We start from the raw sequence: 13,763 nt of genomic DNA, 5'->3' as shown, positions 1-13,763 counted from the left end.
CTTATTTCTATCCATTATATAATACGAGAAGCTGAATAAGCGTAAAAAAGTAAGCGATGCCTGGCAGACGTGTTAATATAAAAATGGATAAAAATTTGAATTGAGCTCGAATAACCAGGATGTGCGGAGGTTCATGATGACAGAACATCAAAAAGTAATCATCATCGGTGCCGGGATCTCTGGTCTCGCCACCGCCTGCTATATGAAACAAAAGCTGCCGAAGGTGCAGATCACAGTGCTGGAAGCTTCAGATCGGATCGGTGGAAAAATCAAAACGATTCATCGAGATGGATTCATTATTGAATGCGGACCTGAGGGATTTCTTACGCGAAAACCAGCGCTGACTCAATTAATCAAAGCAATCGGTCTGAACAATCAGCTTGTTCATTCAGGAGCAGGGGCTAATTATATCTATGTCAATAAACAGCTCCGAAAAATGCCGAAAGGTTCGGTAATGGGCGTACCGACCAAACTCCTTCCCATGGCAACCACAAGCCTGATCAGTCCGTTTGGAAAGATTCGGGCCCTGATGGATCTGTTGATCCCGCATGTCTACCATGGTCAGGATCTTTCACTGAGAACCTTTTTCGAAAAGCGTCTTGGCACCGAAGTAGTGTCCAATATGATTGAGCCGCTGCTGTCCGGCATTTACAGCGGAAGTCTGAGTGATATGAGTCTTGAAGCGACCTTGCCGCAATTTGCGGCCATTGAAAAAAAACATCGCAGCCTGATCCTTGGCATGAAAAGCCTGCGATCACCGAAAATGGCAGATACACCTAAAAAATCCACCGGCCAATTTTTATCCCTGTCCTGCGGTCTGCAGGGCCTCGTTGAACGGCTGGCTTCATATCCGGATGACATCAAACTGAATACACCGGTCGCAAGCATACAATCTGGACAAGTAACCTTGGGAAACGGAGAGGTACTGAACGCAGATGCCATCATTTTGGCCGCTTCGCCAAAACAGTACGGACCGCTGCTTGATTTCCCGGAAGCCTGGAGCCTGACTCACGATAAACGCACATCCACGGCCACTGTTGCGTTTGCTTTCAAAAAAGAAGATGTGGGAGCATTTGACGGAAACGGCTACGTTGTCGCTCGAGAGGAGGGGCTGCATATCACCGCCTGCAGTTTCATGAATCACAAATGGGCATTTGCCGCCCCGGAAAATCACGTGCTGATCCGGACCTATGTCGGAACTGCGGATGATTCATCGATTGTCGAAAAAAGCGATGCGGAAATCGAGCAAATCGCCCTCGCTGATCTGCGAACGATCATTAAATTGGGCACCCCGCTGTTTTCCGTCATCACCCGCCAGGTGGATAACATGCCGCAGTACACGGTCAACCACAATCAGCGGATTCAGGCATTTGAGGATGCATTAACAAAAATAGACGGTGTCTTTGCCTGCGGCGCCCTGCTACACGGCGTCGGACTCCCGGATTGCGCGGCCACCGCCTTGCACACAGCTGAACAGGCCGCTACCTATCTTCAGGCAAAAACGGCAATCGATTTTTAATGAATATAATGGAGCGCTCCCAATGAAAATTCGCCCAATGAACATAGATGACTATGCCGAAGCTTTTCAGTTGTGGTGCCATACAAAAGGAATGGGCACGCGCCGTTTAGACGACTCTCAGTCTGGCATCGCTAAATTTTTAAAACGCAATCCAGGCGACAAACTTTGTTGCAGAAAGTGACAACAAAACTGTAGGCGTCATTCTCTGCGGGAACGATGGATGAAGAGACTACATCTATCACATAACTGTGGATCTTGAATACCGTCGCAAGCCAGCCGGAAAGCAATTAGTTGCAGCTGCGATTACTGCGCTAAAGAGAAACGCATTAATAAAGCCGCACTCGTTGTCTTTTTTTCAAACGAATCAGGCAAGGCGATCCGAAATCGGACAATTAACTAAGAGAATCTATAATTTATGTGGGCGTTATTTGTGGCATCCCTCTTGCATGGCGTGAAATCACCATCTTATTTAAAACAAATGGTTTCAAAAATCCATATCATTTTCAAATTCGACCAATACTGCTCCGCCTTTAGATTACACTGGCCTTTTCCAGATGATTGAACAATTATTTTTCATTACGCCCTGCCTTCATCCCCGGCACATATTTCTTGTCTTCATCTAAAGGCTGTTCTTTTGCTGTCAGCATGTCCGGCTCCAGGCAGTATATGGCAGTTGCACTGCCCTTCGATGAACGATATTTTTCAAGATGAGTACGCGCTAATGGACGATTAAAATAATCCGGCACATATTTATCAAGCATCTGCTGCATCGCGTCTCTTGCCTCGTCTCTGTCGATCAGGCAGCCTGCCTTTCCGAAAATCATAACACTCATGTAAGCCGTGCTTGTATGCGCAGGTACCGGTCCGGCCATAATTCCATACTCCTCACAGACGGTAAATGCTGCGCTTGTTGCATTACGCATTAAATCCGCTTTCTTTCCTTCCGCCGCACCATGAAAATAAATCTTATTCCGGTACCAGACAAAATTAACCGGTACAACATAAGGATACTCACTGTCTGCAAGTCCAAGGAAACCAACATGTGCATGCGCTAAGAAATCGTCAATTTTCCCCTGATCTGTACATACCTTGTCCGCTCGTCGCATTGGACGCATACCCATCCCGCCTTTTCTGTTGTTTTCATTTATTATAAAATCATCTGTATTGATGGAAAGATACAGATTTGACTATTTTTACATGTACAGATAGGAAGGTGACAGGCAGTGGAATTTTTCCCAAATCTTAACGAACGGATGAAAAAGGCCTTATACATCCAGCTCTACGAATCTTTCAAACAAGCCATTGACCAATCTAAACTTGAGAAGTCTGCCCGTCTGCCGTCGATCCGTTATCTTGCGGAACGGCTGAATGTGAGCAAAACAACAGTACAGATGGCTTATCAGCAGCTTCTCGCTGAAGGTTACATTGAAAGCAAAGCACGCAGTGGCTTCTTCGTCGCAGATCTTGATCAGGAAAGCGCTGAACCGGCATCCGCCTCTGACCCTTCTGTTTTTTTTGAAAAAAAACGCGCTGAGAAGCAGGCACCGGTCCGATACGATTTTTTCATGTCGGACATTGATACAGAACATTTTCCGCTGAATGAATGGAGAAAATGCGAACAGCAGGCGTTAAGCGCGGCACACCGTGAAGTGCTTAAATATGGCGCTCCTCAGGGAGAAGAGCGGTTGCGGTCAGCAATCGCCGACTATCTGCACCGCTCCCGAGGCGTACGCTGCAGGCCGGAACAAGTGGTCATTGCCGCCGGGACGCAAACGATTCTCTCTATCCTGTATCCATTAATTAATTGGCGTTATAACCGCCTGGCAATGGAAGAGCCAGGCTATCAGGGGGTGCACAGATCACTGCAGAACGAGAAAATTCAATTAACTCCGATTCCTGTCGAAGAAGACGGAATATCACTTCATGCACTGAATCAGGTGCAGGCAGATGCTGTGTATATCACTCCGTCCCACCAGTATCCGCTTGGTATGGTGATGCCCATCGCCAGACGGATGCAGCTGCTCACGTGGGCAAATAAAAACAAGTGCTGGATCATTGAAGATGATTATGACGGCGAATTCCGCTATCATGGAAAACCGATCCCCTCTCTGCAGAGCATCGATGAAAACCGGCGTGTCATTTATATCGGCACTTTTTCTAAATCACTCATACCCGCGATTCGCGTCGGCTATATGATTCTCCCGCTTTCGCTGCTGGAACGTTATCATCAATTCGAATGGCGGCAGACCGCCTCGCGCCTCCATCAGGAAACTTTGGCCTGCTTTATGGAAAGTGGCAAATGGGAAAAGCATCTTCGCAAAATGCGGACTCTTTATCGGAAAAAGCAGGCCGCGCTTCTGGAGACAATTAAAGCAACCATGAACGGCCATGTTCAAATCAGCGGCCAGGATGCCGGACTGCATATTGTCCTGGAGGTAAAAACCTTGCGTCCTCGCTCGCTGCTGATTTCAGATGCAATAAAGTCAGGCATACGCGTCTATGAGCTCTCTGCCTGCCAGTCAACAAAATATCCGATGGTTTTAATTGGTTTCGGCGGACTGTCCATAGATGAAATCAGGGAAGGAATCAAACTTCTTCATCAAACATGGATGCCCTATTATTTATAATTCGATGTGCAGGCACTGTCTGACATACAAGATGCGTGCGATTATGGGCATTGAAGCATTGTAAGAGGGAAAATTGAAAATATTGTGAATGCAGGGTTGGGACAGAAGGACTTCTGAAACATCATGTGACACTTTCTTTCAGCACATCTGCAATCGCGACCAGTGCGTTATTCGTTTTCTTCTGGCTTCCTTCAAGTCTTGAAATGTGCAAATTGATCTCAATCTGTGATGTTTCCAAATTGCCAAGACGGTGATTCAGCTGATCCAGCTGCTCATCTGTTTTGTCAAAACGTTCGTCCATCACATCCAGACGCTGGTCGATTCCATCAAAACGTTTATCCATCGCGTCCAGACGCCGGTCAATTCCGTCAAAACGTTCATCCATCGCGTCCAGACGCCGGTCAATTTCGTCAAAACGTTTGTCCATCGTGTCCAGACGCTGATTCACTAATTCGAATCGCTTGTCCACACTTTGCTTAAAATCAAGCAAAATACTCCGCGTATCTGTAACTGCTTCAAACAACTGATGAAAGTCACTGTCCGAAATGGCCATTATTTCACCCCCTTTCGCCCGTAATCAACATTATACATAATTTCCCGTCCGGCAAGAAGCATCTTTTGCATCCAGTAAATGCTCCCGACGTGCTGCAAATAGGCATGCTCACAATCCTTTTGCAGAATCGTGTCACTACTCTAACAGCTATAAACATATGATGTTAGGAGACTGGAGGCAAAGTCATGCTGCATCCGAAGAAAAATGACTCGATTTTTATGATCGCTCTTTTATCCGGAACGTTGCTTAATCCTCTGAATTCGTCAATGATTGCCTTAGCGCTTCACAGCATTCAGCAGGATTATCATCTGAATTTCTCAACAGTTTCCTGGCTGGTATCTGTCTTTTATCTGGTCAGTGCCATCAGCCAGCCGGTTGCCGGAAAGGCAGGTGACCTCATCGGTCGAAAGTCTCTGTTCATCGCTGGTCTGCTGCTTTCAGCTATTGCCTGCTTCTATGCGCCTCTGGCTCCTTTTTTTGCAGTGCTGCTTCTGATGCGTGTGCTCCAGGCCGTAGGTAACGGTACCCTTTATCCATCCGGTGTAGCGCTCATTCATCAGTCGATTGCTCGCAGCAGACAGGATTCCGCTCTTGCCTCTCTAGCTATCTGTGCATCGGTAATGAGCGCATTCGGTCCGACCATTGGCGGCTTTCTTATTGTCTGGGGTGGATGGCGCAGTATCTTTTATGTAAATTATCCGCTTATTTTTATCAGTCTTTTGCTTGCTCTTTTCATCTTCCCTAAAGATGTCAAAAGTAAAGATTTTCGATTGAGAAATCTGGTGCGGCAACTGGATCTCCCGGGTATCTTCCTGTTCTCCGTCAGTATTCTTGGACTGCTCTGGTTTCTGCTTAAACTCAGTGAAAAAGTCAGCTGGCCGGCAATTGTTATGGCAATTGCTGCATCGGTTTTTTTTGTTCGCCGGGAAAGTCATACGCACGCACCGTTTATCGACATACACCTGCTGAAAAGTCATTACCGGCTGTCTCTTGTTTACCTGCTCTTTATTTTGCTTAATATCATCAACTATTGTCTGTTTTACGGTATGCCTTCGTTTTTTCAGGGCGCAATGCATCTTGGCATTCGGGAAAGCGGATTGATGATGCTGTGCATGTCACTTGCCGGCGCTGCCGTGTCACTAATGACCGGCCAATGGATCAGCCGATTCGGTCCCGTTCTGCCGCTTAAAACCGGAAGCCTGTTTACTGTCGCAGGCGCGTTAATGATGACAATCATGGCATTTAATCATTCGCTGTTACTGATCGGATTTATTCTGCTCCTGATCGGCTGCGGTTACGGGATTGGTACGGTTGCTCTTCAGGCTATGATGCTCCGCGAAGCACCAGAGACGGCCATCGGGACAAGTGCCGGTTTGTTTCAGACCTGCCGTTTTCTGGGGTCGATTGGTGCCGCAGCCATACTTGGCGTCGTCTTTGCCGCAACGATTACGTCGACTGACCTTCTGATCCTCATCTTCATACTTGCTGCCGTCAGTGTCCCCGCATTTTTGATCAGCCTTATTTTTTTCCCTTCAAACCGTTGAATGGGCAACAAAATAAACACGCAACGCTTATCAATTATCGCCCACAATGACCGCCTGACGACGATTTATCAGCCATTTCAGCCACTCGGCCTGCGATTGGACATCGTGTTTACCCACATTCGCGATTGTGTCTATTCTGCCCTTCCAAAAAATTCGCGATATAATGCTTGAACCGCTTTTTTCTCAACCGCTTCTTTAACACCAAACATCATGCTTGTCTCGGAAGAACCCTGGTTAATCATTTCAATGTTAATCTTTGCTTCGGCAAGTGCTTTTGAAGCCCTTGCTGCTGTACCCACCTCTTGCCGCATGCCTTCACCGACCAGCATAATCAGCGCCAGGTCATGCTCGATTCGGACTTCGTCAGCATCAAGATCATGCATCATACGATCAATCACTTTTTTCTCCGTCGCCGTATCTATCTGATTTTGCCTGATAATAACCGTCAGGTCGTCAATACCTGAGGGAATGTGTTCGAAGGACAGACCAAAATCCTCCAATATGAGCAAAACCTTCCTGCCAAACCCGATTTCTTTATTCATCATATATTTACTGATATAAATGCTGCTGAATTTATCATCACTGGCAATACCAACCACCGGTCCATCTGTATTCTTACGTGTACTCATAATCAGCGTTCCGGGTGCTTCCGGATTGTTGGTATTCTTCACGTTTACCTTTATCCCGGCACGAAATGCAGGGATCAGTGCTTCATCATGAAAAACGGAAAAACCGCAGTATGACAGTTCACGCATTTCCCGATATGTCAGTTCACGGATTTCTTTCGGGTGCGCGACAATATGCGGATTAACCGCATAAACGGCATCCACATCTGTAAAATTTTCATAAAGTTCCGCTTGGACCGCGTTGGCCAGAATAGAGCCGGTAATGTCTGAGCCACTGCGCGAGAACGTGATGACCTCATTGTCCGTGTTATAGCCGAAAAATCCGGGAAACACGACAATACCTGGTTCTTCCTTAAGTCTGGCCAGACGCTCATAGGATTCCGGCAGCACACTGGCATTGCCGGGCTCATTGCTGACGCTGAGACCTGCGTCCCGCGGCGAGACATAATGCGCGTCCAGACCTTTATAGCGAAAAGCTGCCGCAACCAGTTTTGCGTTGTTGTCTTCACCGCTGGCTTTCATTGCTTCAATGAATGCTGCTGGATTCAGTTTATTGCCTGCGATCAATGACAGTAAATCGTCGGTAATCCTGCTAATGACATCCATCGGCATACGCAGTTCTTCCGCAATACTCTTATACCTGCCAACAATGGTGTTAACGAGGGGGGCAGTCTCCTCTCCACGCAGCGCTTTTTCAGCACATTCAATCAGCAGGTCCGTAACTTTAATATCCTCAGAAAAACGTTTCCCGGGAGCGGATACAACGACAATCCTTCGTTCCGGATCCGATGCAACAATATGATACACTTTTTCAACCTGCCGGCCGGAAGCAAGTGAACTCCCGCCAAATTTAACGACTTTCAATGCTACAACCCCTATATCTTATCTGAAATAAGTAACACTAGTATTACTTATTTCATGAAAAGAAGCAAACCTTTTTTCGAAGGAATAAAATTTTTAGAAAATTTGGTTTCGCCAGGCCTTGGGGAAAGGCGAAATCTTAAGTGCACTGGTCATTTAGTATGGTTTGCCGGTGTGATTTTCCGATCATTAATCGCGGTTTTCCGGCCATTGCCCTTTCTACAATCTTCTGACTATGATATTGATCTTACCTTGCCCGATTGCATCGCATCGACACTACGGTTGCTCGCTTGCCGCGGGCGCACCGCATGTCTCTTCGGGCAAAGAGCAAAATATTATACTTTCTTGCATGTTCCTGACATGTCTTTATTCCGGCCGTTCAATTGTAAAAATATCACCGATTTTGACGTAATTCGCACCGGCAAGTCTTCCAACTGCTGCCAGTTTTCTGGGATCAATGCGTCCATGATCATAAAGATCATCCTGAATATGATAACGGACAATCCTCCCGACACGAGATCACATGCAGGTTCCAAGTTTTCTCCCAGTTCGATGGCTTTCTTGAGTACACATTCAAAACGTATCCGGGCTTCTTTTATTCCCGGAACAGCAATTTCACTGCTTGAAGCAGGGGTCAATCCAGCTGCAGCGATTTCACTTTGATCTGGTCCCACGCGAGCTGCTGTCTGGTTGACTTGAGCGACATTCTGTTCATTCACAACGTGGACGACAAATTACCCGGATTCAATAATGTTTCGTTCAGTATCTTTCAAACGCCCCGCTGACCGCTGTATCGCAACAGAGAGCATCGGCGGTCTGGCAGAAACGATATTAAAGTAACTGAATGGTGCTCCATTATCCCTACCCTCTTTCAGTTAAGATTCGTGACAAATGCCTGCACCCGGTCCATGCCTTCTTTGATCTTTTCCATGGAGGTCGCATAAGAAATCCGTACATAGCCCGAAGCGCCTGATCCAAAATTGTCTCCCGGCACAACAGCCACATGCTGCTCTTCTAAAAGTCGGTCACAGAATGTTTTAGCAGACAGCCCCGTGCCTTTAATGTTTGCAAAAAGATAGAACGCCCCCATCGGTTTAATACAGGAAATCAAAGGAGTGGATTTAATCCGCGTATAAATATAGTTACGCCGTTTTTCATATTCCTTCACCATCATCTCCCGATAGGCGGTTCCATTGGTCAACGCTTCAATCGCCGCGTATTGAGCAGAGGAATTGACACAGCTCCAGACATCTTCGGTGACTTTGGTCATCTCGCGAATCAGATCATCCGGTCCTGTAGCAAAGCCCACACGAAAACCGGTCATTGCATGTGTTTTTGAGCAACTGTCCACGATCAGCGTGCGTTCCTTCATACCCGGGAATGATGCAATACTCGTGTATTCCTGACCGTCAAACAGAATATGGCGGTACACTTCATCGCTGATCACAAAAAGGTCATGTGTCTTTGCAATTTCTGCAATTTGCTGAAGTGACTCCCTGTCCATGACACTTCCAGTTGGATTGCTCGGGGAATTCAGCAGAATTACTTTCGTTCTCGGCGTCAACGCTTGGCGTACATCATCAGCTGTCAGAATAAATTCATTTTCTTCTGATACTTCGACACGGACTGGCGTGCCGCCGCACAGTACAATCTGCTGACCGTAATTTGTCCAGTACGGTGAACTGAGTATCACCTCATCACCCGGATTCAGAAGTGCCGTCAGGCCGAGAAAAAGCGCGCCCATACCACCAGTGGTAATCAGACAGTTGTCTGCCTGATAAGCGACACCGATCGCTTCTTCAAGATAGCGGATATACACCTCGCGCAGCTTTGTAATGCCTGCACCCGGCGCATATTTGGTCTCCCCCTCATCAAGCGAACGCTTGGCTGCCTCAATAATATTCGGAGCCGAAATAAAATCCGGTTCGCCGACAGCAAACGAGATGACATCCCTGATACGCGCCGCACGCACCATCATATCTCTTATTGGCGACGGCTTGATCGCCGTTACCTTTTTTGAATACTCCACTTTCATACCCCCTGATGTCATCACTTGAAAAGCTGTACCGACACATCGATCATGTCTAAAACTAAGATAACATATCAAATGCCTTGGTTGAATGAAAAAGTCAACCGTTTCTTGAGCACCCGTATTATCTCCATTTGATGACAATTTTTGGTCTGTTCGTTACGATCCTGTCGCTTCGTTACGATTTCAGTGTTGTTCGTTACAATTGGCCTTCACTTACATTTGTGTGTTTGATTTCAATATTGTGCGAATGATTAGACTTGCGACTATAATTAAATTTATGTTTATGATTTGAGATTTTTGTCGTCGTCTGTCGAGGCAGCATTCAGAATGCTATGATCATTCGTGTTTTTACGTTTTCATTTTTCATTTCAGAGAAACAAGCCCGCAGACAGACATAACGCGCGAAGGAGTGGGGTCATGAAAAAGTATCGCCGAATCATGTGGCGGAACGTCCTGATCTTTATTTTGGTTGCATCCATCATTACGGTAACGATCTGGTTTGGCGGCCCAACCGTGCAGAATGTTGCGATCACCGTATTCAACGTTGTATTCCAGTTGTTTTTTGCCATGCTCTTTATGATCATTCAATTCGTTGCCCTCTTCTGGTTTCTCGCCAGAGGGCGGACCTATTGGATTATGCCGGGCGAAACCGGTTCGACCTGGGATGATTACCGCGGCAATCCTGAGATTGTCGAGAATGCCAAACGTATTGTTACTTTGCTCAGAGGTGTCAAATCGTTCAAAAAAATGGGCGGTGAGGCCATACGCGGCATGCTCCTTTGTGGACCGCCGGGAACCGGGAAATCCTACCTTGCTCAGGTCATTGCAAATGAAGCCCAGGTCCCGTTTGCCTATGCATCGGCTCCAAGCTTTCAAAATATGTTCTTCGGCATCGGAAATCTCAAAGTCATGCAGCTCTATCGCAAGGCGCGCAAGCTTGCAAAAACATATGGCGCATGCATCATTTTTATTGATGAAATCGATGCAATCGGCATGTCCCGCCAGGCAAACGGCGGAGGTGGCGGTATCGGCGCAATGTTTGGAATGGGGGGCTCCGGTCTGCTTAATGAACTGCTTTTGCAAATGGACCCGCCAAATATCGACCACTCCCGTTTTGCCAAGCTGTTTCGTGCACTCGGTCTCCGCCATAAAAAAGCCGAGCGTCGGGCCGTCCTGACCATTGGCGCGACAAATCTGCCCGATGTGCTCGATTCCGCGCTGCTACGTCCCGGACGCTTTGACCGTAAGCTGTGGGTATACCCGCCCGACTATGACGGACGTGTCGATGTATTTGATTACTATCTGAAAAAAGTAAATCATGAGGAAACGTTAACGGCAAAAAAGGCGGCACTGGACACGATCGGCTACAGTCCGGCTCAGATCAAACATATTGTGAATGAAGCGATCGTCATCGCCCATCAGCGTGAGGCGAAAAAAGCCAGCTATGAAGATTTTCGCGCCGCCATGGAAACTTACGAATGGGGCCTGAAACAGCCGCTTCGTTCCATGAACGATGATGAAAAACGAAATGTCGCCTATCATGAAGCAGGGCACGCGGTCGCCCAATATTTACTGAAACCGCATGAACGCGTCTGGAAGGTAACGATCATCAGACGCGGAAGTGCTCTGGGCCTTGCCGCCACAAAGCCGACACATGAACGTTATAACCAAAGCGACAGTGAAATGCTGGCCGAAATTCAGGTCTGCCTGGCGTCCCGTGCATCCGAAGAACTCTTTTTAGGAAAAAAACTGAACGGTGTCACTTCCGACCTGCGGCAGGCGACGCAGCTTGCCGGTGCCTATATCGGCGCCGTTGGCATGGGGGATGAACTGTTCAGCTTCTTGTCTGCCGGATCACCGCAGGATTCGCTTAAGCAGCTGCGTCCGAAGATAAATGCTCTGCTCAAGGATCAGATGAATCAGGTTAAAACGCTGATCGAGAACCACACCGAATTTGTTCACGCTATTTCTCGAGAACTGCTGAACCGCGGTGATCTCACCGGTGAGGAAATCGATGCGATCTATGTGAACCTGTACGGGCATCCGCGCCCGGAAGTCCCGCAAATCAAAGCTTCTCCAGATTCCGGCAGCATGAAAAAAGCCGACGGGGAAGAGACAGAGACGGACTAAAATAAAACCGGCCACCGCGTTCTATTTGACGCGCAATGGTCGGTTTTTTCATGTGCCCAGAGGACCGTTCAGAGACATTGATTGTTCATTCATAATTGCAGGCCGAACCTGACCACAATCATTTATCTAATCGCTTCTTCTCTTCCACCAGCTTTTGAAATTCTTCTTCAAGTTCAGGTGTCGGCTCAAGACTCAGACGGCTAAGTACGGCAGTGATTTTCGTTTCAACCACCATTCTTTTGTCCTGTTCCAGGTCACGTGCCTTCTTTAGATTTTCACTTTTCAGCTCCTGATAGGTCCCTTCAAAAACATGGAGCGTCTGATCATGAATGGACAGAATTCGTGTCGCGACATGCTCAATAAATCGGCGATCATGTGACACAAAGAGAACACTGCCTTCATATTCTCTGAGCAATGATTCAAGAGCGGCGACGGCTTCCATATCAAGATAATTGGTCGGCTCATCCAGAATCAGCGTATTCATATCACTTAAAAATACTTTAGTGAGCGCAACCTTGATCCGTTCACCGCCGCTGAGCACAGCAACCGGCTTGTTCACGTCATCCCCAAAGAAATGCATGCGCGCCAGCACAGTGCGAATCAAAGATTCATCCTGTCTGGATGTCGCGCGGACATTTTCAAGGATCGTTTTGTTTTTATCCACAATGGTCAGATTTTGATTGAAATAGCCTGGCTTCATGGCCGGTGACCGTGTGATCCCCTCCGCCTGATTGATTATTTTTTTCACAAGCGTTGTTTTCCCGCTGCCATTAGAGCCGATAATCGCCAATTTGTCTCCGCCGCGCACCATGAAATTTGCTTTGTGCCAGAGCACGCGTCTGCTGAACTGAGCCGACAGATTTTCGACACGGAGAATAATGCGATTTTTAAAAGATTCCGCATTGGGAAGGTCCATTTTCAACGGCTGGATGTTTTTCACTTTTTCCACTTTCTCCATCTGATCCAATCGTGTTTTCATCGCATTGGCCGTCTGATGCAATTTTTTCTGCTTTTTCGCAAAGTAGGGTTTGGCGCCCATGATCCCCGCCTCTGATGCGCTGAGTTTTTTCGGCTTTTTGGTCGCTCTTTGCGCCTTGCGTTCCTTCTGCCGCAGCGCCTCATCCAACTGACGTTTCTTTTTTTCGTAGGTTTCATAAGCACGCTGCTGTTCGGCGCGCTTCATTTCTTTCTGAGTAATGTAGGCGCTGTAGTTGCCTGTGTATCGTTTAATTTTTTCTTCATCAATTTCCCATATGGACATGCAGAGCGCATCAAGAAACGCACGATCATGGGAGACAAGTATCAACGCACCCTGCCACGCACGAAGCTTCTTTTCCAGCCACTCAATATGCTCCAGATCCAGATTGGTCGTCGGCTCATCGGCAAGCAGCAGTTCCGGCGCCTCGTTCAGTGCCCTCTGAATATATTCCTGAGTCACCTCTCCGCCGCTCTTCGTCGTGTCAGTTCTCTTCAGTTGCGGCAGCAGCGTGCATGACGCGCGCTGAATCACGGTTCCTTCTTCAGGTGTCACCTTTTTCGCCAGTATATTCAGCAGCGTTGTTTTTCCGCAGCCGTTTCGCCCTACAAGTCCGATTCGGTCACCTCGATGCACGCGCAGCTCTTTTGTTTCAAAGAGCAGACGGCCTTTTACAGAATGTTTCACATTCAATGCTTCAAGCAATTCCATTGCATCATCCCCATTATTTCTTAATCCGGGGGAAATAAAAAAAGCCCCCGCCTGTATTTCAGGATAGGGAGCATAAAATAGGTGAACACGAAAATGTGATTTTCGGGTACAGCTATAGAAAAACCGATCCTATCCTGAAAATTCCGATTGAAGGCCATGAAGACAGAACTGTGCTCTCTCTTCG

The 13,763-nt window shown here is 47.3% G+C and carries 10 protein-coding genes and 1 pseudogene; 5 read left to right on the top strand and 6 right to left on the bottom strand.

Annotation, left to right across the window (positions count from 1 at the left end):
• The first annotated feature begins 136 nt into the window (after positions 1 to 136).
• Together hemG and M3N64_RS06685 are read left to right on the top strand one after the other, a co-directional pair.
• Positions 137 to 1,519 carry a protoporphyrinogen oxidase gene (gene hemG / locus M3N64_RS06690; RefSeq protein WP_249100008.1) on the top strand — a complete coding sequence of 461 codons (1,383 nt, stop codon included), beginning with the start codon at positions 137 to 139 and terminating at the stop codon, positions 1,517 to 1,519.
• Between the two features lie 22 nt (positions 1,520 to 1,541).
• A complete protein-coding gene (locus M3N64_RS06685; protein WP_249100005.1) occupies positions 1,542 to 1,700 on the top strand; it encodes a hypothetical protein in 159 nt (52 codons plus the stop codon).
• A 385-nt stretch (positions 1,701 to 2,085) separates the two neighbouring features.
• On the opposite strand, the gene M3N64_RS06680 is transcribed toward M3N64_RS06685, so the two are convergent.
• Positions 2,086 to 2,634, bottom strand: a complete 549-nt coding sequence (locus M3N64_RS06680) for a pyridoxamine 5'-phosphate oxidase family protein (RefSeq protein WP_249100002.1) — start codon at positions 2,632 to 2,634, stop codon at positions 2,086 to 2,088.
• A gap of 108 nt (positions 2,635 to 2,742) precedes the next feature.
• Between M3N64_RS06680 and pdxR the strand changes: the two genes are divergently transcribed.
• The gene (gene pdxR, locus M3N64_RS06675) at positions 2,743 to 4,146 is read left to right on the top strand and encodes a MocR-like pyridoxine biosynthesis transcription factor PdxR (RefSeq protein ID WP_249099999.1); all 1,404 of its coding nucleotides are present in this window, start codon (positions 2,743 to 2,745) and stop codon (positions 4,144 to 4,146) included.
• A 121-nt stretch (positions 4,147 to 4,267) separates the two neighbouring features.
• Here pdxR and M3N64_RS06670 read toward each other — a convergent pair whose 3' ends face one another.
• On the bottom strand, positions 4,268 to 4,699 hold the full coding sequence (locus M3N64_RS06670) for a coiled-coil domain-containing protein (protein WP_249099996.1): 432 nt from the start codon (positions 4,697 to 4,699) through the stop codon (positions 4,268 to 4,270).
• A 185-nt stretch (positions 4,700 to 4,884) separates the two neighbouring features.
• Here M3N64_RS06670 and M3N64_RS06665 point away from each other — a divergent pair, with 185 nt between their 5' ends.
• Entirely contained in the window at positions 4,885 to 6,243 is a 1,359-nt protein-coding gene (locus tag M3N64_RS06665; protein ID WP_249099994.1) for an MFS transporter, read from the top strand.
• A gap of 131 nt (positions 6,244 to 6,374) precedes the next feature.
• Here the strand turns inward: M3N64_RS06665 and M3N64_RS06660 are convergent, their stop codons facing one another.
• The 3 genes and pseudogenes from M3N64_RS06660 to M3N64_RS06650 form a co-directional block, all read right to left on the bottom strand.
• The gene (locus tag M3N64_RS06660; protein ID WP_249099990.1) at positions 6,375 to 7,733 is read right to left on the bottom strand and encodes an aspartate kinase; all 1,359 of its coding nucleotides are present in this window, start codon (positions 7,731 to 7,733) and stop codon (positions 6,375 to 6,377) included.
• A gap of 332 nt (positions 7,734 to 8,065) precedes the next feature.
• A pseudogene (locus M3N64_RS06655) lies at positions 8,066 to 8,539 on the bottom strand (flavin reductase family protein).
• Positions 8,540 to 8,601: 62 nt separating this feature from the next.
• The gene (locus M3N64_RS06650) at positions 8,602 to 9,759 is read right to left on the bottom strand and encodes a pyridoxal phosphate-dependent aminotransferase (protein ID WP_249099987.1); all 1,158 of its coding nucleotides are present in this window, start codon (positions 9,757 to 9,759) and stop codon (positions 8,602 to 8,604) included.
• Between the two features lie 420 nt (positions 9,760 to 10,179).
• On the opposite strand from M3N64_RS06650, the gene M3N64_RS06645 reads away from it, so the two are divergent.
• A complete protein-coding gene (locus tag M3N64_RS06645) occupies positions 10,180 to 11,892 on the top strand; it encodes an AAA family ATPase (protein WP_249099984.1) in 1,713 nt (570 codons plus the stop codon).
• 118 nt (positions 11,893 to 12,010) lie between these two features.
• Here M3N64_RS06645 and M3N64_RS06640 read toward each other — a convergent pair whose 3' ends face one another.
• Positions 12,011 to 13,579 (bottom strand): Vga family ABC-F type ribosomal protection protein, encoded by a 1,569-nt coding sequence (locus tag M3N64_RS06640; RefSeq protein ID WP_249099982.1) that lies wholly within the window; start codon positions 13,577 to 13,579, stop codon positions 12,011 to 12,013.
• Between the last annotated feature and the right edge of the window lie 184 nt (positions 13,580 to 13,763).

The sequence above is a fragment of the Sporolactobacillus mangiferae genome (genome assembly GCF_023336505.1).
Classification (GTDB): domain Bacteria; phylum Bacillota; class Bacilli; order Bacillales; family Sporolactobacillaceae; genus Sporolactobacillus; species Sporolactobacillus mangiferae.
This window is presented reverse-complemented; position numbering and strand designations above follow the sequence as displayed.

Bases quoted from the DNA above. Each gene is read 5' to 3' on its own strand.
- hemG (WP_249100008.1), top strand. From the start codon at position 137: ATGACAGAACATCAAAAAGTAATCATCATCGGTGCCGGGATCTCTGGT.
- M3N64_RS06685 (WP_249100005.1), top strand. From the start codon at position 1,542: ATGAAAATTCGCCCAATGAACATAGATGACTATGCCGAAGCTTTTCAG.
- M3N64_RS06680 (WP_249100002.1), bottom strand. From the start codon at position 2,634: ATGCGTCCAATGCGACGAGCGGACAAGGTATGTACAGATCAGGGGAAA.
- M3N64_RS06670 (WP_249099996.1), bottom strand. From the start codon at position 4,699: ATGGCCATTTCGGACAGTGACTTTCATCAGTTGTTTGAAGCAGTTACA.
- M3N64_RS06665 (WP_249099994.1), top strand. From the start codon at position 4,885: ATGCTGCATCCGAAGAAAAATGACTCGATTTTTATGATCGCTCTTTTA.
- M3N64_RS06645 (WP_249099984.1), top strand. From the start codon at position 10,180: ATGAAAAAGTATCGCCGAATCATGTGGCGGAACGTCCTGATCTTTATT.
- M3N64_RS06640 (WP_249099982.1), bottom strand. From the start codon at position 13,579: ATGGAATTGCTTGAAGCATTGAATGTGAAACATTCTGTAAAAGGCCGT.